This window comes from Mesorhizobium ciceri biovar biserrulae, assembly GCF_001618845.1.
Taxonomy (GTDB): domain Bacteria; phylum Pseudomonadota; class Alphaproteobacteria; order Rhizobiales; family Rhizobiaceae; genus Mesorhizobium; species Mesorhizobium ciceri.
Genome location: NZ_CP015064.1, coordinates 1885614 through 1907541, shown reverse-complemented (window position 1 = coordinate 1907541; position 21928 = coordinate 1885614). Strand labels below are relative to the sequence as shown.

The 21928-nt window shown below is 57.8% G+C and carries 19 protein-coding genes; 2 read left to right on the top strand and 17 right to left on the bottom strand.

Translation table 11 applies throughout. The annotated features are described in order from the left end of the window. Positions 1-27: 27 nt before the first annotated feature. From A4R29_RS08505 to A4R29_RS08495, 3 genes are all read right to left on the bottom strand, one after another. On the bottom strand, positions 28-564 hold the full coding sequence (locus tag A4R29_RS08505; protein ID WP_013532714.1) for a sugar transferase: 537 nt from the start codon (positions 562-564) through the stop codon (positions 28-30). 122 nt (positions 565-686) lie between these two features. Next, entirely contained in the window at positions 687-1622 is a 936-nt protein-coding gene (locus tag A4R29_RS08500; RefSeq protein ID WP_063171704.1) for a glycosyltransferase family 2 protein, read from the bottom strand. Positions 1623-1709: 87 nt separating this feature from the next. Beyond that, the gene (locus A4R29_RS08495) at positions 1710-3698 is read right to left on the bottom strand and encodes a nucleoside-diphosphate sugar epimerase/dehydratase (RefSeq protein ID WP_063171703.1); all 1989 of its coding nucleotides are present in this window, start codon (positions 3696-3698) and stop codon (positions 1710-1712) included. A 412-nt stretch (positions 3699-4110) separates the two neighbouring features. Between A4R29_RS08495 and A4R29_RS08490 the strand changes: the two genes are divergently transcribed. Both A4R29_RS08490 and A4R29_RS08485 read left to right on the top strand, forming a co-directional pair. Next, positions 4111-4902, top strand: a complete 792-nt coding sequence (locus A4R29_RS08490) for an ABC transporter permease (RefSeq protein ID WP_063171702.1) — start codon at positions 4111-4113, stop codon at positions 4900-4902. Between the two features lie 134 nt (positions 4903-5036). Further along, the gene (locus tag A4R29_RS08485) at positions 5037-5609 is read left to right on the top strand and encodes an ABC transporter ATP-binding protein (protein ID WP_244506930.1); all 573 of its coding nucleotides are present in this window, start codon (positions 5037-5039) and stop codon (positions 5607-5609) included. A gap of 31 nt (positions 5610-5640) precedes the next feature. On the opposite strand, the gene A4R29_RS08480 is transcribed toward A4R29_RS08485, so the two are convergent. The 14 genes from A4R29_RS08480 to A4R29_RS32910 all read right to left on the bottom strand — a co-directional run bounded on the left by A4R29_RS08480 (position 5641) and on the right by A4R29_RS32910 (position 21739). Then, positions 5641-7581: a rhamnan synthesis F family protein gene (locus A4R29_RS08480; protein WP_082827357.1), complete on the bottom strand. Its 1941-nt coding sequence runs from the start codon at positions 7579-7581 to the stop codon at positions 5641-5643. A 34-nt stretch (positions 7582-7615) separates the two neighbouring features. Then, the gene (locus A4R29_RS08475; RefSeq protein WP_082827356.1) at positions 7616-8713 is read right to left on the bottom strand and encodes a hypothetical protein; all 1098 of its coding nucleotides are present in this window, start codon (positions 8711-8713) and stop codon (positions 7616-7618) included. A 384-nt stretch (positions 8714-9097) separates the two neighbouring features. Then, positions 9098-10153: an NAD-dependent epimerase/dehydratase family protein gene (locus A4R29_RS08470; RefSeq protein ID WP_063171698.1), complete on the bottom strand. Its 1056-nt coding sequence runs from the start codon at positions 10151-10153 to the stop codon at positions 9098-9100. A 150-nt stretch (positions 10154-10303) separates the two neighbouring features. Next, the gene (locus tag A4R29_RS08465) at positions 10304-11320 is read right to left on the bottom strand and encodes a hypothetical protein (RefSeq protein WP_063171697.1); all 1017 of its coding nucleotides are present in this window, start codon (positions 11318-11320) and stop codon (positions 10304-10306) included. A 131-nt stretch (positions 11321-11451) separates the two neighbouring features. After that, positions 11452-13008 carry an alginate O-acetyltransferase AlgX-related protein gene (locus tag A4R29_RS08460; protein ID WP_063171696.1) on the bottom strand — a complete coding sequence of 519 codons (1557 nt, stop codon included), beginning with the start codon at positions 13006-13008 and terminating at the stop codon, positions 11452-11454. 199 nt (positions 13009-13207) lie between these two features. Continuing rightward, a complete protein-coding gene (locus A4R29_RS08455; protein WP_063171695.1) occupies positions 13208-14617 on the bottom strand; it encodes an MBOAT family O-acyltransferase in 1410 nt (469 codons plus the stop codon). Positions 14618-14840: 223 nt separating this feature from the next. Further along, positions 14841-15716 (bottom strand): dTDP-4-dehydrorhamnose reductase, encoded by an 876-nt coding sequence (rfbD, locus tag A4R29_RS08450; protein WP_063171694.1) that lies wholly within the window; start codon positions 15714-15716, stop codon positions 14841-14843. Beyond that, on the bottom strand, positions 15713-16783 hold the full coding sequence (gene rfbB / locus A4R29_RS08445) for a dTDP-glucose 4,6-dehydratase (RefSeq protein ID WP_024503667.1): 1071 nt from the start codon (positions 16781-16783) through the stop codon (positions 15713-15715). The genes rfbD and rfbB overlap by 4 nt, the downstream gene beginning before the upstream one ends. Before the next feature lie 22 nt (positions 16784-16805). Further along, a complete protein-coding gene (gene rfbC, locus A4R29_RS08440) occupies positions 16806-17360 on the bottom strand; it encodes a dTDP-4-dehydrorhamnose 3,5-epimerase (protein WP_013532726.1) in 555 nt (184 codons plus the stop codon). Next, the gene (gene rfbA / locus A4R29_RS08435) at positions 17361-18242 is read right to left on the bottom strand and encodes a glucose-1-phosphate thymidylyltransferase RfbA (RefSeq protein ID WP_063171693.1); all 882 of its coding nucleotides are present in this window, start codon (positions 18240-18242) and stop codon (positions 17361-17363) included. It abuts the gene before it with no gap. Between the two features lie 143 nt (positions 18243-18385). Beyond that, positions 18386-19717 carry an O-antigen ligase family protein gene (locus A4R29_RS08430; RefSeq protein ID WP_063171692.1) on the bottom strand — a complete coding sequence of 444 codons (1332 nt, stop codon included), beginning with the start codon at positions 19715-19717 and terminating at the stop codon, positions 18386-18388. Further along, positions 19714-20973, bottom strand: coding sequence for a tetratricopeptide repeat protein (locus A4R29_RS08425; protein WP_063171691.1), 1260 nt, complete (start codon positions 20971-20973; stop codon positions 19714-19716). Before A4R29_RS08425 ends, A4R29_RS08430 begins: the two co-directional genes overlap by 4 nt. Then, complete coding sequence (locus tag A4R29_RS32915) at positions 20861-21349, bottom strand: P-loop NTPase family protein (protein WP_244506929.1); 489 nt, start codon at positions 21347-21349, stop codon at positions 20861-20863. The genes A4R29_RS08425 and A4R29_RS32915 overlap by 113 nt, the downstream gene beginning before the upstream one ends. Before the next feature lie 120 nt (positions 21350-21469). Continuing rightward, positions 21470-21739, bottom strand: coding sequence for a hypothetical protein (locus A4R29_RS32910; protein ID WP_082827355.1), 270 nt, complete (start codon positions 21737-21739; stop codon positions 21470-21472). Between the last annotated feature and the right edge of the window lie 189 nt (positions 21740-21928).

Sequence of the window (21928 nt, the reverse complement as noted above, 5' to 3'; positions counted from 1 at the left end):
CTTGACCATGATCTTTTCATGGTCTGCTCAGCGGTAGAGCGTTCCAAACAGGATCCGAAGATCGAGCCAGAACGACGCGGTGCGGAGGTAGGCAGCATCCGTTTGCGCCAAGAGTTCCGGGTTAGACATGTCGATGCCCCTGATCTGGGCCAGGCCGGTTATGCCCGGCAGCGCCGCCAAAACCCCCAGCCGCCTGCGACACTCGATCAATTCCGTCTGGGTCGGCAGGCAGGGCCGCGGCCCGACCAGGCTCATTTCGCCCTTCAAGACGTTCCAGAATTGCGGCAGCTCATCCAGCTTGAACTTCCGCAAGACCTTTCCAACCGATGTCACGGAATCCGCCGGCGCCTCATGCGAGGGTAGCGACGGCGTCCCGACATACATCGTGCGCAACTTGTGGCAGCGGAAAAGCCGACCGTCACGGCCGACCCGCACCTGTGAAAAAATAGCCGGGCCCGGCGACGATGCCCGAACGGCAAGGACGGTGAGCGCCAAGACAGGAGATGTCGCCACCAGCAGCAGAGCCGCACCGGCAAGATCGAAGATTTGCTTGGCTGCCTTCATGAACGGCCGATAGTGCTCCCTGCCGAAGTCCCGAGGCAATGCCGCAGGCCAATGCCGTCAATCCGGTCGACGTAGCATGAGCCGATCTCTTGACCAAGCGCGCCACGCAGCCGTCGCAATGTTCAGATGCGCCCCAGGATGAAGGCGAGATAGAGCCCCAGGTTTCCGGAAACGGTCTGCCGATAGACGCCGCTTTGGCGCAAACCTGCCAAGCGGCGGAAAAGGCCGCCGTTGCGCCCGCGGGTGAAAAGGTCGAGGCACGCCATCGCGTCCTCGGTCAGGAGGTCGCGATTGACGGCGAGACCGTCAAGGTTGAGGTCCGTCCAGCCGGCGAATTCCCCCTTGAACAGGCGGCCAAGCCGGGACACCCTTGCTTTCCAGGACACGTTGGCGCCGACCAGGTTTGCCGCATGCTGCCGGTAGCGCACCAGCGGCCGCGGATCGTAGCGGACGATGCCGCCGGCAGCGGTCACGATGAGATAGGCCCACCAGTCGTGGCTGACGAACCCGGTCCGCATACAGGCCCTGGCCAGCAGGTCGCGTGCCGCTGCGTTGAGCAGGATGGTGTTGCCGCCGGCGATGCTTTGCACAAGCGCGTTGCGAAAGGTTGGCGGCCGGGCAAACAAAGGCGAATGGCCGACAAGGCTTCCTGTTTCCGTCATGGTCGCGGTTCGCGAACAAAACATCAGCGGGATTTTCGCATCCTGGGTCCGCATCCAGTCGATAGCGCTCTCCAGCCTGTCGGGCTCCCAGATATCGTCCTGGTCGCAGAAGGCATAGCAGTCCGCCTCGATGCGTCGATCGACGATCATGGAGCGGAAATTGGCGGCGAAGCCTTGCCGCGGCCCCTCGACGAGCGTCATTCGACCCTTGGGCCGCCAGCGGGATTTCCATGCCTCGATGATGGCGGTCGTGCCATCGGTGGAGCCATCGTCTGAAATCCACAGGTCGACCAGAGGGTGCGACTGCTCGAGCAGGGACTGCAGCTGCTCCTCGATGAAGGCGGCGCCGTCTTTCGTGCCCATCAGGACCGCGATGCGCAGATCATCTTTGCTCACGAGCAAGATCGCTTTCTGATTCTGATTGGATCTATCTCTTTGATTTGGCGCAATTCCCAAGCGTCGTGCGCTTTTCCTGGAATTGTTCTAGGTCGCCTGCCCGGCCGTCTTCGGAATCGCGTCTTGACGTGCACTTGCCCTGGCCTTCTTGGCGCGGTCGAGACCTGCCAATGCGGCGAGCGCGGCAGCCTTGTCCTGGTTTTTCGCCGATTGCTGCAGCGCCGTGAGCGCGACCTGGACATCCGACCATTCCACGACGTCCGTGCTGAGGCCGAAAATCTTCGAGATGCCGAGTTCGACGAGTTCCTCGTCTTCGCCATGCAGCGTTTCGTGGAGTTTTTCACCCGGCCTTATGCCGGTGAACCGGATCGCGATGTCCTTGTATGGGCTCTTTCCGGACAAGCGGATCATCGTTTCGGCCACTTCAAGGATCGGCACCGGCTTGCCCATGTCAAGCATATAGACGGCATAATCGTCTCCGCTCTGCCGCGACGCGGCATCGGCCGCCGACATGATGACGAGATCGACGGCTTCGGCCACGGTCATGAAATAGCGCGTCATGCGCCGGTCGGTGATGGTGACGGGCCCTCCGGCCTCGATCTGCGCCTGGAATATGGTCGCCACCGAACCATTGCTGCCGAAGACGTTGCCGAACCGCACTGCAATGAACTTGGTGGCCGGGCGACGCCCGCTTGTCTCGCCTGCCGGCGTGCCATGCAAGGCGCTGATGATCTGTTCGGCGGCCCGCTTCGTCATGCCGAGCACTGACGAGGGATCCACCGCCTTGTCGCTCGATATCAGGACAAATTGCGCAACCCCGCACTTGGCGGCGACCTCGGCACAGACGAGCGTTCCGAAGATATTGGTCTGGATGGCCGAATCCCAGTTTTCCTCGAGCAGCGGAACATGCTTGAGGGCCGCGGCATGAAAGATGATGTCCGGCCGGAATTCCGTGACGACACGCGTTATCTGGCGCCGGTCCGCGACATCGACGATGCGGACCTTGAGGCGGTCATGGTCCTTCTCGTCAACATACTGGCTCAGCTGGAAAATGCCGAACTCGGAGTTGTCGGCGACCAGCACCGCCTCGGCTCCCAGTTCCAGCGACCGCTTGACGAGCGTCTGGCCGATCGAACCGGCACCGCCGGTCACAAGAACGCGTTTGCCCCCCACAAAAGCGCCGATGCGCTGGATGTCGGCCGCGACCGTCGGACGGCGCAGGATCGTTTCCATCTCGACGGTGTCGAGAACCAGCTTTCCGTGCTGCTCCAACTCAGAAAGGCCTGAGAACTGCACCACATTTATGTCGCCGTGCCGGGCAATGCGCACAAGTTCCGAATAGTCTTCGATTTCGTGCTCGGCGCCGCTGCCGAAAATCAGCAGGTCCAGGCTTTTGGTGCCGGTCGCATAGTCTTCCAGGACATCGATCAGGCGCGGCATGGTCGCCACCACGGGAACACCTTGGATCCGCGTGCCCAACGGCGCGCCGCGCTCGGTCGCCATGATGCCTGCGATGGAATAGTCCGCCGGTTGCGCCGTGCGGGTGAAGCGAATGATCAGGTCGGCCTCGCCGAGCCGGCCGACAAACAGAGCGCGCTTGGCCTGCCTGGCGTCGGTCTTGCGGCTCAGAATCCCCCAGCTCGCGCCGTCACGCAGGAAGCGGTAGAAAAGCCGGGGTGCCGATATGATGGTGAAGGAGACGAGGAAGAAGACGATGAACTGACGCTCGTTGAGCCCCGCCACCGGCCGGTAAAAACGCAGCAGCAGCGACGCCATGTAAAGAGTGAACGTCAAAATCGCGCAGCTCTTCAGGATGTTGAAAAAGTCCGGCGTCGAGGCGAAGCGCCACACGGTGGTGTAAAGGCCACTGTAGCGGAACAACAAATGGCTGATGACGACGATGCCCGCCCATGTCGCCAGACCCTCCTCGGAGAGCGCTTCGAACGAAAGATTCGACCGCGAAAGGACAAGGCTGAGTGCCACGGCGACCAGGACCATGACCACGTCCTGGACCATGATGAAGGCGCGCCGCATCTGTGGCCTGAGCCCGAACACAGCTTCAAGGTGGGAATTCATTGGACGGCACTAGACTCCAGGCTCAAGGGCATCGACACCAGCGAAGTGCGAACACGAAGATACTTCGCGACCAATCCACCTTAAGTGCCATCCCCGGCCCCCGCCGTGGTGTATCGCATACTGCGGGGGCGACGGCATAGCCAGAGGTTTTTTCGGAGTGGAGGCGTCCAGTGGAGAACATGGATCATGCTGGGGCGATTGCCGCAAAGGAAACATTATCAGGAGCTAATAGATAAGTCACACAGCATCAACATGCGTTCAGTTTTGCCGCAGTTGACTCTGCTCCCCACCGCGTTACGACGCAATGCGTTGCCATATGCCCATCGAAATGGCTATTAGAGACGGGCTTGGTGGTTCGCTATGGCCAGCGAAGAATAATGCGCCAGAATAACGGATTGCGATACTCCCAGCTATGATTGCGGCACTAAACGGCGCTTTTGACGACATCTCAAAGGCCATGAGATTACACCGGGTCTGGATCGCGCTTGCTCACGAGGACATCGGCGACCAGCACAGACGCACGACGCTCGGCCCGCTTTGGATGCTGGTCAATTATTTCGCTTTCGTCGGCACTTTTGTCTTTGTTTTCGTGACCACCGACGCCAGCAACCCAAGCTATATAGCCTATGTAGCCATCGGCATGCTGGTCTGGTTCTATCTCACCGAAACCATCACCATGAGCGTGTCGCTCTTCCAGCGAGAAGCGAGCTTCATTCAAGGCACAACGCTGCCGTTGTTCGTCTATGTGATGCGATTGACGATGCAATGCATCATCAGGGCTGCTTATTCGTTGGCGGGTTGTGTTCTTGTTCTGCTGCTGGGCGGTTACGGGATCAACGCGAATTGGCTGTTATCGCTGCTGGGTCTGCTGCTCATCATCCTGGCAACGCCTGCATTCGTAACGGTTTTTGCGTTTTTGGGCGCCTTCTTTCCCGATAGTGAGTTCATCGTCGGCAATCTGATGCGGGTCGGCATGTTCGTCACGCCGGTCTTCTGGGTCTATAGCGGTCAGGAAGGTGTCCAAAAGTATGCCTATCACTGGAATCCGTTCACCTATTTCCTGGAGGGCGTGCGTGAGCCGATCACGGCCGGCATATTTCCGACGCATGCGTTGGTGATAACAGGTTACATCTGTCTCGGCGTCTGGACGATCGCCCTGCTGTTGCTGGGTCGTTATCGCAAGCGCGTCGTTTTCCTGATCTGAGTTCCATGACCTCCATCCAACTGAACAATGTAAGCCTTGTTTATCGCCTGTTCGAAAAGTTGACACTTTCGGCGCCTGGCAGGCGACGCAGCGCTCTTGGCGGCAACATAGCCAAGTCGGGCAGCAAGCAGGTCGTGCAGGCGCTCGACGATGTTAGCTTCGAACTCAAGGCAGGCGACCGACTGGGCCTTGTCGGCCCGAATGGCGCCGGCAAGACGACGCTGCTCAAGGTTCTATATGGAATCTATCAGCCGTCGGGTGGCACGATATCGATCGCGGGCAAGGTCGATGCCCTGTTCAACATCAACATAGGGTTTCGCCCCGAGGCCACCGGGCGCAGGAACATCGTGCTGAGGGGATTGATCAGCGGTTGGACGGCGGCCGAGATCGAAGAGAAGATGGAAGAGATAATCGATTTCAGCGAACTGGGTGACTTCATAGACCTGCCGTTCAAGGCGTATAGCCAGGGCATGGCGGCACGCCTGGCATTTGCGGCGGCGACCGCGCTCGAGCCCGAAATTCTGCTGATGGATGAATGGATTGGCGCCGGCGACGCATCGTTTCAGGAAAAAGCCAAACAACGGATGAACGAACTGGCGGAAAAGGCCGGCATCATCGTATTGGCCAGCCACGACGAAGCGCTCATCGAGCGCGTTTGCACAAAGAAAATGACGCTTCGAGCCGGCCGGGTGGAATCGCTGACTTAAAGCGCCTCTCAAACGCCGGGAGCCCGAGGCCTCAGCGAAGAGCGATCAAATTTCTCACGAAATGGGCGAGTGGCCGGACCAGGTTGAGAAGCCTCGGCCGGCGCACAACATGATCCGCATATAGGCGTTCGAGTTTCTTGTGGATCCATCTACGAATCGGCGCCTCTGACCGCTTCTGCAACAGATATTCATACTGCATCGAGATGTTGTGGCTGGGAAGTTGCGCTGCGAGAAGCTGCAGTTTGTATTCAAGCTTCACATAATTGCGCGCAGCCGCGTAACGATTGCAGATCGTGAGCGTGCGGAAATGGCGGCTTTGGGCGCAATAGCCCATCAGTCTTTCCAGAAGGTGGGCTAGGCCGCCGTCGACATGGTGTGGTTCGGGGTTGAAGTCCGTCCATTTCCAGGGATGCTCGAACAGGGGCCGCAGCGCCTCGGTGCGAAACCAGAACATCGTGCCGTAAGCGGCCACTGGCGTGTCGCGATCGACGGGAACTTTGATCCCAATCTGAGCCGCCAGCTTCAGCATGGGAGCCTTGTTCGTGTACCAAGCATGACCGAGCGTGCCGAAACCGATATGCACCGTAGGCGGTATGACAAGGCCGATCTTGGGATTCTGATCTAGGACATCGTAAAGATTGCGCACGTAATCACTATTGAAAATCAAATTGTCGAGTAGGTGGTCGCGGAATGAGTTTCCGATCTGCCGGCCCACCTGGGGCGTCCGTTTCGAATGGAGGCGCAGCGCCACTTCGTAATTTCCGGCAAGGACGACATCTTGAAAGGTTATGAATAGCGCGGACATGTCGCGGCCGCGATTCGCGGCGACCACCCGGACCTCGATCATCCCTCTCGGCCAACCTTGATCCGCGATGAAGGCTTCGATATGCCCCTTGTTCTCTTCGGACGCAGTTGAAATATAAAGGTCTGCCTTGCCCGGGAGTTGCTTTAGGCTAGGCCAGATGTCTTTCAGCACATCAATATAGAAAGCGTGAATGAACACCGCCACCGTGCCGAAGTTCCATTCGTCTTTAGGTTCCCCGACGTAGCGGTCATCGAGAACGGCGTGCTCCTCGAGGTTGGTGTGAAGCGTACGCAATTCCGCCTCTGTCAAAAGCACGTTCCACAGCAGATTGCACAGTTCCGGGTCGCGCAGTGCAAGTGCATCGAGCGCCCGGCGGGCATAGATCGCTTGTAAGTCGTGGATTAGCGGATCGAGCAGGAACACATCCTTCGGAACGACCGGGCCGCCGAGTTCGACGAGCTTGTGGACCTCGAACATGCGGGGATCGAACGATTCTAGCTGTTCCGGGTCCAGTAAATACTCGACCTTGAAGCCGGAGCTTTCGACCAACTGGCCGAACGCGATCACTATCCCAAGGAAATCCGACCAGTAGTCCGAACTAGGCTCGGCACGGTCCCAAAATCGACGGAAACTCTCCTGTGCAAGCAGGCTGCGCTTGAAAAAAGTGAAGTCGAAATAGGGAATTCTTGCCGGAAGATCCCGCGCCGCGAGCCTCGGATCGATTTTCGGGGCGTGGAAATAGGGCGCCACAAGATCGGCGTCCGAAGCGAGCGCCCGCTCTAGATATGGCTCGAAGACCCCGATCGGCCCGGCCATATGCGATCCGGTGACCAAAACGCAGTCCGCCAGGTCAGGCGCGGTTTCATAGATGTGTTTCAGGCCCAGGCGAATCCCTTCCTTGAACGTCAGGCGAGCGTGCGGGCCCACGACCGCGTCAGCGAGATCGGCCAGAAGGACGCCGACTGTACTGTTGAAAGGAGCCAGCGCCACCACCAATAGATAGTCCGCGGCGCCCTTGATGCGGCGCAAGGCCTCCCCTGCAAGTGCCGCCGAAGTCTCGCTGACATCATCATGGAGGACATAAATCGCATAGCATCGCATAAGATCACCTTCGCCCATTCTTTTGGAAAGACGGGGGCGATGCAACATTTTGTCATCGTCCGTCAAGCCGGTTTCGGGCGGATCGCCGCGATCCGCAATGTCAGGAAGATTCCTTCAGCGGCGCCAACCAACCCTCGGGTGCTACGGCGGCACTTTGCAAATAGGGCTTGAGGCGATCGGCGAGGCGCCTCAACTGGTTGCTGACGGTGGCGTTGGCCCAAACGTCCCTACGATCATAGTAATGCAGCGTAAGGGGATCTCTAGGGAAAATTCCATTTTCCGGAACCTGCGTCCTTAGATATTTTCCAAGTCGGTCGTAGCTTGCGATTTCCTGCTCCAGCATCTCATGGTGGTAAGTGTCCCTTGAAAGTAAAATATTCCTTTTTGGCATATTTTCCTTGTATATTCTTTCGATTATTTCATAAATATCCGGCATTTCCTTGAGTTGTAACGCGTACATCGCTTCTCTGACTTGCCCTCCCAAAGCACCATGTTCTTCGCCAAGATGTTCTTTGAACCTCAACATCGAGTCAATTACTTCGATGGTATGGGATTCGTTGGCGCCACCGCCGCTTGCGGAAAGATCACTTATTCCGAAAGAATTTCTGGCCATAGCCAAAAATATATCCTCCCCTTGCCGCACGAGAACATCGTATAGATATATGTGATAATCAAAATCGGGTGATTCAAATTTAAATTTAAGAAGGTCCCCTATAGGATTATACCTCCACGAATATTTCGGATCTATCAAGTGCTTTATCAGAAATTCACTTAACTCTTCACCGAAACCAAGCTTAACCTCCTCTTTCCATTGAGAATACAGAAGATCGTTTGGCTCTCTTACAAAATATACTACAACCAAACCGTGATTGCAATCATTCGCGATACTTTGCATTTTCCTTATATATAATGAACTCCATCCAGACATGCCTTCAGCCGACAGAATCACGTTTTTGTTATTTCTCAAAATATTGATCCATTTCGAATGAAGATCTGGATCAGCCTCATCGCCAATATACTTCTCGGCCGCTAGCGAAAACCCGTGATGGCCTGGGTATCGGCCGTGAACAGTCATATCGCGCCCGAGTACCGGATAGCAAAATTCCGGACCACGAAAGACTTCCAGGTTCGCGACGAACATCTCTTGAATGTAAGTGGTGCCGGTCTTGGGCGGGCCGATGTGCAGGTATAAAGTCATTCAGTTTTCTGCCTCTGTGCCCGTTCTTCTAGCCGGAATTCGTTGCCTAAATTCGCCCCCCGAATCGGGCTGATCATGGAATGCAGAGGTCAACAATCTTCCTCTTCCAGTCTGACTTTGGAAATTCATGTCCATTTAACATGCGCTGCCGCATCATGAACATGGCACCATCGCTGATTTGCGTATCGGTTTATCCAGCCTCGCACACACTCCACGTAGGAAGTGTCCCCATCATAATATACTCATCTGTGGCTAGCTGATCAGACAGTCGACCATATCCGTAACCACTTTCTCAGTGCGATGAGAAATGCGATCTCCGCGCCCATCGAAAATCGGCTGCCAGCTCAGCGAGATTTTCGCTTCGGCGCGGACCGGACGGAGATTTCACTCCCCGCCCCACTCCAAAAACTTCGACATGCCGGCCTCAAGGGTCACCTGCGGTCGCCAGTCGAGGTGTCGGATCGTGTCGGAAATATCGGCCACTGCGTAGCGCACGTCGCCGGCGCGAAATTGCCCGGTCACCCGAAGCTTGTCCTTCGGCTGTCCCATCATGACCAGCAGCATCCGCGCCATGTCAATGATTTGCGTGGGTTCGCCCGAGCCGATGTCGAGCACTTCGCTCGGACACTTCTCGGCAAGCCCGATCAACGCAAAGGCCCGCGCCACGTCATCTACGTAGACGAAGTCGCGGACGATGGCACCGTCCTCGTAGATGTTGAGGGTAGACTCTTCCTCAATCTGCTTGCGAAAGATCGAGATTACCCCCGTGTAGGGATTGGAAAGCGATTGTCCCGGTCCGTAGACGTTTTGCAGGCGCAGAATCCCGACCTCGACATCAGTGCCCCAGAACGCCTGCGCTAGTAGATATTCCTGCAAGAGCTTGGTCGAGGCGTAGATCGATGCGGGGCTCGCCGGACAAATGGCGGCGCGCGTAGCGACGGGGGTCAGCAGTTCGTCCGTCGCGCTGCGCGGCGTGAATATTCCCTTCGCCATGTCCTCAGCCGTGCGGGCCCTCGCTAGGACATGTTTGCCGCGTGCATCCACACACGCACCCTCGCCATAGACGGAGCGCGAACCCGCGACGAGCACCCTGCCTACGCCGACCTGCGCCCGGACCGCGTCGATCAGGTGGGACGTGCCTATGATGTTGACCATGTTGTAGCGGGTCGGCTCGTCGTAGGACTGGCCCGTTCCGGTTTCCGAAGCGAGGTGATAGACGCGCTCCGGTCGCGCCTCGCGGAACGCCGCGGCAAGTGCCGCCGCGTCTCGCACATCTCCCCTAATGACGTGGACGCCTTCCAGCATCGGCGACGGCGCCGCGTCTGCTCCATGCACCTGAGGGAGAAAATTATCGTAGACGGTGACCTCGTGGTCGACCTTGAGCAGTGCACACAGGCGCCTGCCAATGAACCCCGCTCCGCCTGTAATGAAAATCCGCATCCTCGCTCCGATCGTGGTATGCTACAACTCTTGCATCGGGTCGGCGCAGCTTGTCCCACGGCGATGTCCGTGAATCAAGGCACAACCCCAACTCTGGCGGACACATATTGATCGAAGAGCTGCAAGTTGGAATGCAGCTGTCTGCTTCAGTCAGGTGGGAGGCTGCGCGTATCCATACGGCGCGGATGGTTCACCCACGAACACGTCGAGTCCGAAGCACGAGGCATCGAATATTTGCATCAATTCTTCGGTAAGTTTCGGCGGAAGTGACCAATCGATCCCTGTTGCCGCGCTTTTGGGATCTTGATTGAGAACCCAATGCAGCTTGATTTTTTCGCGCATCTCCACGCTCCAAGCCGAAAACGTACCGTCTGAAACGTCTAAGTAATGGGCAAGCCACTCGAGTTGGGCACGATCACGCTCATGCATCTTTAAGAACTCGGAAGGCACGGGCGCCAGCGCAAACGTCCCGCCAAGCATTGCCAGGTTCTGAGTCCGCAGCCACTCGAGAGCCTGATCGTCCGCCGTGGGGTTTTCGTGCGGTATCTCCTGCGGCGGCTCGACCGCACCCATTACGGAAAAAAACCGGTCCCGATACGATTGGTCAGAGATAAATCGTTCGAACAGAAAGACGTTCAAATCGAGCCCGGACTGTGCCATCGACGAAAAGAGGCGAGCGTAATTCCACTTGTGCAGCATGCCATAGTGGCGCGTTGAGATCAGATCGACACAGAAATGCCTGAAGTCGTAAGGCATACCATTCTTCACGCGCTCCTTGTAGGTGGATCTGAGCAGATCCCAGTGATTTCGCACGACAAAGACGAAACTCACATCGGGGCCGAAGAGGCTCGCGATATTGAGGCAGATTTCGAGGGGCGGCATGGCCGCTGGAAAATTCGTGAGGTCTTCTTCTGAAACCGCAACGGTCGCTGCGCCGGCCGCCGTCGCCAAGTTTTCAATTTCGCGCCGCCATTCCGCGAGCAGATGAACTGGCGTGTTCCATCGGGTCAGGTTTGGCAACCAGCGCCGAAGTATCAGTTCGCCATGCTGGCCATGTACAAACCCCTGTTCCTTCCCGGCAAAAAATACTCCGGAAAGCTTGGGCAAAACCGCCTGAATGGATGTCGTGGCGGTCTTTGGAAATCCCACATGGAATACCCAACGCATGTAATCTCCTTTCTAGCATATCGAACGTCACGTGATCGAGGCGTGACATTAGAGGAGGTTCGTTCAACGCCCACTGTGGCGTCTCAATCGCGCAGCATTGCCCGAAAAGCTCAATGAGCCGGGCACGTCCGCTACTGCCAACGAGTCTTAAGACGGTCAATTTCGAAGTCCTGACTGCTGAATGTCGGCGTAATGCGGAAGACGCTGCCCATGTAGTCGGCCGGCAGCAGCAAATTGATCTCGCCTCGTCCTTGGTGGTCCAGCGGCACAGTTACAACGGAATATTTGGAAAATCCCGCACCGCGGCCAGGTATCGCCAAGCCAACAATCTCCGATCCAGGGGCCTTGATGGCGAGCGAGAAGCAGAAGGTTTTGGTTCCGGCCGGGGCGACGCCCGGCTCAATCAGAATGTAGGGATCCTCCGAGGTGACATGGAAACGGGTCGGTGAAACACGTTCTAGATTCTTGAGGCTCAAAGACGATTCAGGTGCGTCCGCTGCGGAATCGAAACCGCAGCGCACCTCTGCCGCGATACTATTGCGGCGAAGGATTTCCTGACCAAGAACGCTGTCCCACGACAATGCCGAATTGACATGGCGCATGGCCATAAAACGCTCCACCGAATTCACGATGATCCGGTCCGCCTGCTTTAGGCTCGCGACGATTTCGTCGTATTGAGCATCGGGCCGGTTACGGAACGCAGCGGCAGCGTCCTCGAGATGGATGAACTTGACGTCCTGGAAATGCGGGCTGAGCCGTCTGGCGAGCGCCATGTAAAATGAATCGTGAAGAATCACTGTCCGGCCGGGGATCTTCTGCAACTGGGCAGCCCATTTTGCTAGATCGTCATCGACGGCGTCAGGAATAGTCTCTGGGTCGTTCTGCGCGACCATCCCCGTCAGTTCCATGTTTCTAGTCTGCGTGGTGGTGTTTATGGTCGCAAGGCGGGCGGGATAGCCAAGCCATTCGCGTATGTCTTCGATTGCCGCGATGTGCATCGCGGGCACCCAGTGGGTGTCGTAGCGGGCATAGCGCTGGCCGACGCGCGCGCCAATTCGACGAATCGAATCCTCGTGGCTGTGAAACATGCCACGGCCATAGCGTTGGTACGCATCGGTCTCGATCTGGCGGATTTCGTCGTAGCACTTGGCATAGATCGCGGCTCGGCCAGTCACCGAGTCCCTCTCGACCGTTTCCTTGTTCGGCGACATCGTGATCATCAAATCCATGCCCGCCGCTGCGGCTAGTGCCATGTGAAGGCGGTAGGCTTCGAGACTGGCGGTGATATCGTCCTTCTTCGAGCAGTCCCGGCTGACGATGCCTGGTTTGTAGAAGAGATATCCGTTCCCGCCGGAGACAACGGTGTCGGTGTCGAGAAAGCCAAAGAAGCGCCAATCAATCCAATTGCGGGCGCTCACGGCCCATTTTCGAGGGTAGAATCGTTCGATCAGGGCGTCCGAAAGTTGTTTGCGCCCGACATTATCATTTGAGAGTAAGTGACCAAGCGTCGGAAAAGACGTGAAGTCGCGCCGTTCATAGAGATCAGGAAGGCCGAAGACTGAAAGTGTCACCAACGGGCCCGTCAAGAACAATGCGAACAGCGCGATCTGAATCTTCTTGAGGACGGATTCCCCGCGAAACAATGCGGTCAGTGGAACTCCCCGCAAGTCCTGAACGTCCTGTTTCATTCCCCATCGCCTCCACGAAGGTTCTGCTGCCTCAGCACAGTCGCTGGGTGATGCGAGCGGTACGAAGGAAAGAGCTTCAGATCAAACTGTCCAAGCTGCAACGGCGACTCTGCCAAGGCATGGAGATTGCGTCGTCTCCCATCCGTTTCGCTCGCGCCTCTCAACTTGGCCTCCATGTTCTTTACGATCGTGAGCAGTCTTAGAAACGGAAATACAGAAATGGACTGAACGAACTCGACAGCACGAATACTCCGGCAAGGATGAGCCCGACCGCGGTATAGGGAACACGACTGAGAACGCGAAAGCGTGTGGGATCCTGCGCGAGCCAGACCCCAATCGCAGGTCCGCGCGGCGCCACGAAGATGAGAAGCCCGATTGCGAAAAACAGAACTGTTCGCGGATTGAGCGCGGCGGCCACGGGTTCCGGCAGCGGCGCGCCGAGTTCGCCCAACGCGAAGAGGTTCGTCATGAAAGTCCACGCTTGGGCGAGCGAATCGGCCCTAAAAATGATCCAGCCGATGATGATTACCGGAAGCAGATAGAAGATCCGAAGCACGTGGCTCTTTTTCTCCGCGGCCGCGTTTCCGAATACCAGCTTTTCGCAGATGAGAAAGGCGCCGTGATAGAGGCCCCAGATCACGAAGGTCCAGGCGGCGCCGTGCCACAGGCCGGTGACTAGGAACACTATAGCGAGGTTGCGATAGGTGCGGATTGTGCCTTTGCGGCTGCCGCCTAGCGGTATGTACACATAGTCGCGAAACCACGTGGAAAGCGAGATATGCCAACGCCGCCAGAATTCGGTCACTGTCGAAGCCGAATAGGGCCGCATGAAATTTTCGTTGAAACGGATGCCGAAAATTCGGCCTAGCCCGATGGCCATGTCCGAATATGCCGAGAAGTCGAAATAGATCTGGATTGCGTAAGCGAGCGCGCCCAGCCAAGCTACCGTGATGGTTACATCGGCGCCGTGAACTGCGAAGCATCCATCAGATATAGCGCCCGCGGCATCGGCAATAATCACTTTCTTGAGCAGGCCGTGGACGAACCGGGCGACGCCCGCCGAGATATTTTCCATCGATATTTGCGGATTGTGGAAATCCTCGCCGACATCGCGGAATCGCACGATGGGGCCGGCAATCAACTGCGGGAAAAAGGACTTGTACGCTCCGAAGATTATGAGGTTGCGCTCCGCGGGAACATCTCCACGTTTTATGTCGATCAGGTACGATATCGCCTGAAAGACGAAGAAGGAGATTCCGATAGGCAGCACGACGCTCTTGAAAGAATCGGACACATGAGTGCCGATTGCCTCATCCACGTTCAAGCCAATGAAGTAGGAATACTTATAGTATAAAAGAAGCAGAACGTTTACCCCAATGCCGATCATCAAAACCGCGTTCGTCCTGTTTCTCTCGATTACTCTGCCGTAAGCCCAGTTGAAAACGATTGAGAAGATAAGTACAGCAACGATAGCGCCGGATCCCCACGCATAGAAGACCAAGCTGGTCAAGAGCACCATGGGTGCCGTGAATCGTTTTCCTCCGACCATGACAAGGGCCATGGCGATGGGCAGAAAGGCGAAAAGGAAAACCGGTTCGGAGAATACCATTCATCTGTCCCGCATTGCTGCGCGTTTGTTCGACACATGGGTGTCGTACAGGCCGCGGAGTGAGCTGGCATGTTCTCTACGCGGCGCTGCGTGCGCCTTGGTCCGAGCGCACAGTGACGCTTCGCCGGCCACCCGTGGGTGGACCACCTGCGGACCGCCCTTTGCATCGTGCATGTTTTTCGACGATGGATCCTTGTTCATACTTCAAGGTCCATTCCGTCTCTCAGACCAGGACACGGCGCACCACTGCCTCCGTCGATTGACGCCAGTCCGGTGCATTCCAGCCGAACACGTCGGCGAATTTCGCGCTCGATAGCCGGGAATTGGCGGGGCGGCGCGCCTTGGTTGGGTAGTCCATCGTAGCAATGTCCCGTACCCGCGCCCAGGGACCACCCAACACGCGGCTTGTGTCGAGGATATGGCGGGCAAAGCCGCTCCAGTTGGCCTCGCCGGTTCCGGCCAGATGATAGATGCCGGATGTGGCGGCGCCCTCGTGCAGCCGTGCCGCCGCATGCAGGATCGCGTCGGCGATATCAAGTGCCGATGTTGGATTTCCCCACTGATCGGCCACCACCGCGATCTCGTCGCGGTCGGCGGCCAGCCGCAGCATGGTTTTCACGAAATTCTTGCCGAACGGGCTGTAGACCCATGCCGTGCGCAGGATCAGATGGCGCGGATTGGCCGATGCAACCGCCTGTTCGCCGGCAAGCTTGGAGGCGCCATAGACGCTGCGCGGTGCAGTGGCGTCGGTCTCGACATAGGCGCCAGGGGCGGTGCCGTCGAAGACATAGTCGGTCGATAGATGGATGATGGGAACGCCAAGCTCCGCCGCGGCTTGCGCCACCTTGCCGGCGCCGACGGCGTTCACCGCGAATGCCAGATCGGGCTCGTCCTCGGCCTGATCCACCGCCGTGTAGGCGGCAGCCGACACGACGATATCCGGCTTCGCGGCCGCGATGGCTTCGATCACCGTGTCGGGTCTTGCAAGGTCGAGTTGCGGACGGCCAATGGCGATGACCTCAACGCCGGCGGCCGCCTGGCCGGCCTCCAGAAGGCTTGCCGCGACCTGTCCGTCGCGCCCGGTGACAACCAGCCTCACGCCGCCCCCTTGCGTGCTTCGCCCAGCCGTTCACCGGCATAGCGCTGCTCGCGGATCGGTCCCCACCACCATTTGTTGTCGAGAAACCAGTCGACGGTCTTGGCGAGGCCGCTGTCGAAATTCTCATTGGGCGTCCAGCCCAGGTCCCGGCCTATCTTCGAGGCGTCAATGGCATAGCGGCGATCGTGACCGGGGCGGTCGGTGACGAAGGAAATCAGGTCGCGATAGCTCTTGCCCCCTGCCCGCGGCCGCCTGCTGTCGAGCAGATCGCAGATCGTCTCGACGACGCCAAGGTTCGTCCGCTCGGAATTGCCGCCGACATTGTAGCTTTCGCCCGGTAGTCCCCTGGTCGCGACAAGTTCCAGCGCGCGCGCGTGATCCTCGACGAACAGCCAGTCGCGCACATTGGCGCCGGCGCCATAGACCGGCAGCGGCTTTTCGTCGAGCGCATTGAGGATGACCAGCGGGATCAGCTTTTCGGGAAAGTGATAGGGTCCGTAGTTGTTCGAGCAATTGGAAAGCACGACCGGCAGGCCATAGGTTTCGTGCCAGGCCCGCACCAGATGGTCCGAGGCCGCTTTCGAGGCGGAATAGGGCGAGGATGGCGCGTAGGGCGTTTCCTCGACGAACATGCCGCCATCGAAGGGAAGATCGCCGAACACCTCATCGGTCGAGACATGATGGAAGCGGAAATGGCTCTTCCTGTCCTCGGGCAGGCCGCGCCAGTACTCCAGCGCGGCATTGAGCATCTTGTAGGTGCCGACGATGTTGGTCTCGATAAAAGTGCCCGGCCCATCGATCGAGCGGTCGACATGGCTCTCGGCGGCAAGGTTCATGACGATGTCGATATCGTCGCGCCGGAGGATGTCGAGCACGGCCCTTTCGTCGCAGATATCGGCCTGCGCGAAGCGATAATTGTGTGCGTTCTCGATCGGCCGCAGCGAGGCGAGGTTTCCCGCATAGGTCAGCTTGTCGAGATTGGTCACCCGATAGGCCGGGTTGGCGCATAGATGCCGGCACACCGCCGAACCGATAAAGCCAGCACCGCCCGTCACCAGAAAATTCATGCCGCTGTCCTCAAATAACCCATCAGGCGAACACCTCGGCGGCAGCCAGCAGCGGCGCCTTGAGGTCCTTGTCCGAGAGCTGGAACCCGCCAGTCAATGACGGCCATTCGATGCCGATGGCGGGATCGTCGAAACGGATCGACCGGTCATGCGCCTGCGAATAGGTATCGGTCACCTTATACAGGACCTCGGTGTCGGGCACGAGCGTCACGAAGCCGTGCGCGAAGCCTTTCGGCACCAGAATCTGGTTGCCCTTTTCGGCCGACACTTCGAGAGCGACCCATTTTCCGAAAGTTTTGGAACTGCGGCGAATGTCGACCGCAACGTCGAGAATGCTGCCCCGGATGACGCGCAGCAGCTTGTCCTGGGCGCGCGGCGCAAGCTGATAGTGAAGCCCTCGCAAGACGCCCGCCGCGGCGGAATAGGAATGATTGTCCTGCACGAAAGCCAAGTCTATGCCGGCCTGCGAAAAGCGCTCGGCATTGTAGGTTTCGACGAAGAAGCCGCGCGCGTCGCCATGTCGCTTCGGAACGATTTCCAGAACGCCATCGATGCCAAGGGGCCTGACTTCCAGCACCTAGGCCTCCGACAGGTCGACGACACGCCGGCGCAGATAGGCGGCATATTCGTTCTTGCCCAGGTGATCGGCGCGACGCAGAACCTGGTCCACAGTCAGCCAACCCTGTTCAAAGGCGATCTCTTCGGGACAGGCGACCTTGATGCCCTGGCGGTGCTCGATGGTGCGCACGAAGGACGAGGCCTCATGCAGGCTGTCATGGGTGCCGGTGTCGAGCCAGGCATAGCCGCGCCCCAACCGATGCACATGCAACTGGCCGCGCTCAAGGTAGACGTTGTTGACCGCCGTGATCTCGAGCTCACCGCGCGCCGAGGGACGGATGGCAGGGGCGATGTCGACGACATCGTTGTCATAGAAGTAGAGACCGGTGACCGCCCAGTTGGATTTCGGCACCTGCGGCTTTTCCTCGATCGTCAGCGCCGTTCCCGTGGCCTTGTCGAAGGAAACCACGCCATAACGCTGGGGATCCTCGACATGATAGGCGAACACCGAGGCGCCCTTTTCGCGCGAGGCAGCGTCGCGGCAAAGCTGCGACAGCCCATCGCCGAAATAGATGTTGTCGCCGAGAATCATCGACACGTTGTCCTTGCCGATAAAATTGCGGCCGATGATGAAGGCTTCCGCCAGCCCGTTGGGTTGCGGCTGCTCGGCATAGGACAGGTCGAGCCCGAACTCCGATCCATTGCCAAGCAGATCGCGAAAAACCGGCAGGTCACGCGGCGTCGAAATGATCAGAATCTCTCGGATACCCGCGAGCATCAGAACGCTCAGCGGATAATAGATCATCGGCTTGTCGTATATCGGCAGAATTTGCTTAGAGACTGCTAATGTTAGTGGATAAAGACGCGTTCCACTGCCTCCAGCAAGGATAATTCCTTTCAAGAAGCTCTCCTTGACATGCCTGAACCCCCCGGCCCTAGCCGCCCGTGCTTAGGTTCCATGCACTGGCTTGTCAATCTCGGCGTTCGTCAAATGACTGGGTCACGATCCGGCGCCAATCCATGGCCAATTCAGGCGACGCATTGCTATCGTCTTGCCAAAGCCGGCCTGACGGGAACAAGCAGATTGTCATCATGGGCGGCGGTCGACTCGCCTCTCTGGCTCAGCCGCTCAGCAAGTCCCTTGTGAAAGATAACGCCATTCATATAGGCGAAGGTCATCGCCAGTGCCGCCGTTCGCAAGGGATAATCGACCAAGGAATGAACGAGCAGAAACGATACTGAGAGAAACGCCATTTTCTGCAGCGGATCTCGCCGTGCCGTAACGGAAAACGCGAAAAGCAATATCGCGTAAGCTGCGACCAGAAAGACAACAGGAGCGCCACCTTCAAGTGCCAATTCCAGATAATCATTGTGGGCGTGATTGACGTAGGGCTTGAAGATCATCTCTCCCTTTTCGTAAATCTGATAGACCTTCGGAAAACTGCCAAAGCCGACGCCCGTCGCCCAGTTCTCTTCAATTCCCGCGATCGTCGATCGGGCAAATTCGGCCCGTCCAAAGGCCGGGTCAACCACTTCCGCATCGATCTTCGTCCACGCCCCGATCGTGTAGAGTGAAAGCCCGATGAAGACAGCGGGTATTCCATACCCGCCCAGCCTCGAGCGCGCGGACAGAAAGACGACTGATACCATGGTGATCGCCAGCCCTATCAGAATACCGGCGCGCGAACCGGCGGCCAGAAGCAACAGCAGCAGCGTTATCAAGCCGAGCGACCCGGACAGAAGGTGCCCGCGAAACAGGCCGTAGTAGACAACGAAGGGGATGGAGACGAAGAGCAAAGCTGAAAAATGGTTCTGGTTGGCAAACAGTCCCGCATTGATCGTGAACGGCAACAAACCCTGTATGGCAACCCTATCGGAGAGCGAATACTGGATCGCCGCAGCCAGTCCGTTACAGATGACACCCATGAAAAAGAAGGGCAGAAGGCCGTAGACCTGATCTGGGCGCAAGCGGGTGACGCTCAGAAAGAATGCAGCCATCGCCACGAAATACAACAGACACTCGATCGTACGTCCCACGCCGACACTGACGAAACGCAGCCCGGTTTCACCGCTCAGCCACGGATTTGCAAGTAGAACCTCAGGCCGCAATCCGCTCAACAGAGCGGCGGGCAGCGGCACGATTTGAAAACAGAACACGGCAAGGCCCAGAGCAAGCAACCACAGGGCCGAGCGAGGGATGCCGTGTTCCGACGGCCTTGAAAAGACGGCCGCGGCCGAGACGATCGCGGCCACCTCGATCAGCGCTTCGGTGTAGAGACCGCTTGCGGTGCCGCCGCCAATCAGCACCGACAGGAAAAGAACCGACCCAAGCAGATATTTTTCCCATTCCGTGGGCCGGGTTGACCGCTCTCTCAAGATGAAACTCTTTCGATGCTCAATTTGTGCATGACCAACGTGCCAACGTACCGAAATCGCCAACTCTCAGCGATGGCAGCTGTTTCCAGCCGCAACAATTGCATGGGACACGCGCTTGGTCCGATCGCGAAATCCAGGCTCAACTCCCGCCGATCGAACGTGCCTTCCGGAATGTCGAACCGAGCTATTTCGCCCGCCGGATCCGCGCATCTGATGGACCAGAACAACTGCTTGGGCAGTTTCAGGTTTCTCGCGGAGGCGATCAGGGAAATCCTGTAGGAGCCGGGAGGCAGTTCGACATATTGCTGGAGCGCGGCGTTCTTCACCGGCGTATTCAGGAATCGGACAGTCGCTCCGCTATCGCCTTCGCCAACATCGCGCGCCCCGGCAAAGGTAATTTCCAGACCGGAGCGGTCGCGAACCTGCCAGTCGAATGGTTTGCCGCTGAGTATCTGTTCAAAGCCGCCGTTGAAAATGTATCCGGCCAGTGTCCGCTCCTGATCGGACAGACTGAACAGGAACAGCCGGTAGGCCGCCTCGTATTCCTTCTGCCTGATGTACCCGTTGATTACGGCAGACAATTCCTTCGACGTCGGTTGTGAGCTCGATCCGGCAAGGTCCAGCAACAGTTGATTTGCGACGCGCAGGCCCCGCGGATCCTTGCCAAGCGCGGTGAAAAGACTGGATCTCCACGGTGCCTCGATCCTCAAGGCTGCCAGGACAGCCTGATATCCGTCCGGGTTTGAAAGAATAGCCGGCAAGCCCGCCGCAATGACTGGAAATCTGTCGGGCCACCGGCGCAGCAACGTGTCGATCTCGGCAACGGCCTTTGACAGATCGCCCACCTCGATCGAGCGATCGATCGATCTCTGAAGCGAATGGATTTCAGTCTTGGACAGCTTTCGAGCCTGGTCGAAGAGTTCGAAAGCCTCATCTTTCTCGCCTTGTCGATACTCAATCTCGCCTATCAGGCTGTAGAGCCGGGCATCCGCGACATTGAAACGAAGCGCGCCCTTCGCCTTTGTTGCCAAGACATCGAGATCAGCACCGTCGCCTGTTTCGCTCAACCGACCGGCAATTTCGCCTATCAAGGCATCTACGTTGAACGGATCGAGCGCAAGCGAGACGGCCGGCGTTTCCGACTCAAGAAGCCGACTTAGCCCTACTGACGAAACCGCCAACACCAGAACGGAGGCGACGAACCAAACGCCTGAACGCCGGAGATTTCGCGTGAGCGGGCTGGCCTGCTCCGTCATCGACTTTGCCCTCAATTTTCGGGGTACTCGCGCCATAGTCGTAGTACTGATAGTTCATGTATTTATAGGCGTAATTGTAATCGAACTTGTTGACCGTAAATTTCGACATCGCCGCTCCGATCACATTCGCACCGGCTGAGCGCAGACGCTTGAGTGCCGTTTTGGCTGACTTGCGTGTGACCTGGTTGGTCGAAACGACCATCAATGTGCCTTCGGCAAGCCGGCTGAGGATTGGTGCGTCGGAAAGACCGACGACCGGCGGTGCGTCGATGATGACCAGATCGAAGCGTTTGCCTAGATTGGTCAAGATCAACGCCATCTTCGGCGACGAGAGCAGGTCGGCCGGATTCGGCGGAATCGTTCCGGACGTCAGCACGGTGACATTGGGATATTTCGTCGGTCTGAAAATGCCCGGCCGTAGCGCATCGACGGAGTTCGTGGATAATGTGGATGTCGACGTCGCGCTAGCCGGCCACCGGCGTTTGCAGAAGCGTTCCTATTCGTCTTTCCAAACCACGCGCTTTTCCCACCTGATCTCAACTAGGCGCCGGAACCGCATGGTCTCAAGCTCCTGTCCGACCGGATGAAATAGCTCGGCGTCGATGGAATCCTTGCGCCCACACCTCTCGCAGCGAACCTTGGTCCGCAACTGATCAATCGAGACGTTGCCGATAACCTCTCGAAGTTCTTTCGGCTTGTAGAAGCGCTTGATATTGCAAAGCCCGCATCGGATGCGCGCCACCTGCCCGGCGTTATGGGCATGCATCAATGTCCAAGGGACGCCCTTCGGCCACTTTTCTGATTGCTCCGGCATTCTAGGAGATGAGGAACATATTCCTCTGTCGTCAAGATAGGGTATTGACTTTTGTTCTCTTTTTGTTCACAATTGCCGGAACAGCTACAGGAACCAAGCTACGCACGTGAGGCAGGAGCCAAAACCGCCAGGTCGCACTAG

Coding starts and splice junctions, on each gene's coding strand:
- A4R29_RS08505 (WP_013532714.1), bottom strand. CDS start 564: ATGAAGGCAGCCAAGCAAATCTTCGATCTTGCCGGTGCGGCTCTGCTG.
- A4R29_RS08495 (WP_063171703.1), bottom strand. CDS start 3,698: ATGAATTCCCACCTTGAAGCTGTGTTCGGGCTCAGGCCACAGATGCGG.
- A4R29_RS08490 (WP_063171702.1), top strand. CDS start 4,111: ATGATTGCGGCACTAAACGGCGCTTTTGACGACATCTCAAAGGCCATG.
- A4R29_RS08475 (WP_082827356.1), bottom strand. CDS start 8,713: ATGACTTTATACCTGCACATCGGCCCGCCCAAGACCGGCACCACTTAC.
- A4R29_RS08470 (WP_063171698.1), bottom strand. CDS start 10,153: ATGCGGATTTTCATTACAGGCGGAGCGGGGTTCATTGGCAGGCGCCTG.
- A4R29_RS08465 (WP_063171697.1), bottom strand. CDS start 11,320: ATGCGTTGGGTATTCCATGTGGGATTTCCAAAGACCGCCACGACATCC.
- A4R29_RS08460 (WP_063171696.1), bottom strand. CDS start 13,008: ATGAAACAGGACGTTCAGGACTTGCGGGGAGTTCCACTGACCGCATTG.
- A4R29_RS08455 (WP_063171695.1), bottom strand. CDS start 14,617: ATGGTATTCTCCGAACCGGTTTTCCTTTTCGCCTTTCTGCCCATCGCC.
- rfbB (WP_024503667.1), bottom strand. CDS start 16,783: ATGAATTTTCTGGTGACGGGCGGTGCTGGCTTTATCGGTTCGGCGGTG.
- A4R29_RS08425 (WP_063171691.1), bottom strand. CDS start 20,973: ATGACGGAGCAGGCCAGCCCGCTCACGCGAAATCTCCGGCGTTCAGGC.
- A4R29_RS32910 (WP_082827355.1), bottom strand. CDS start 21,739: ATGCATGCCCATAACGCCGGGCAGGTGGCGCGCATCCGATGCGGGCTT.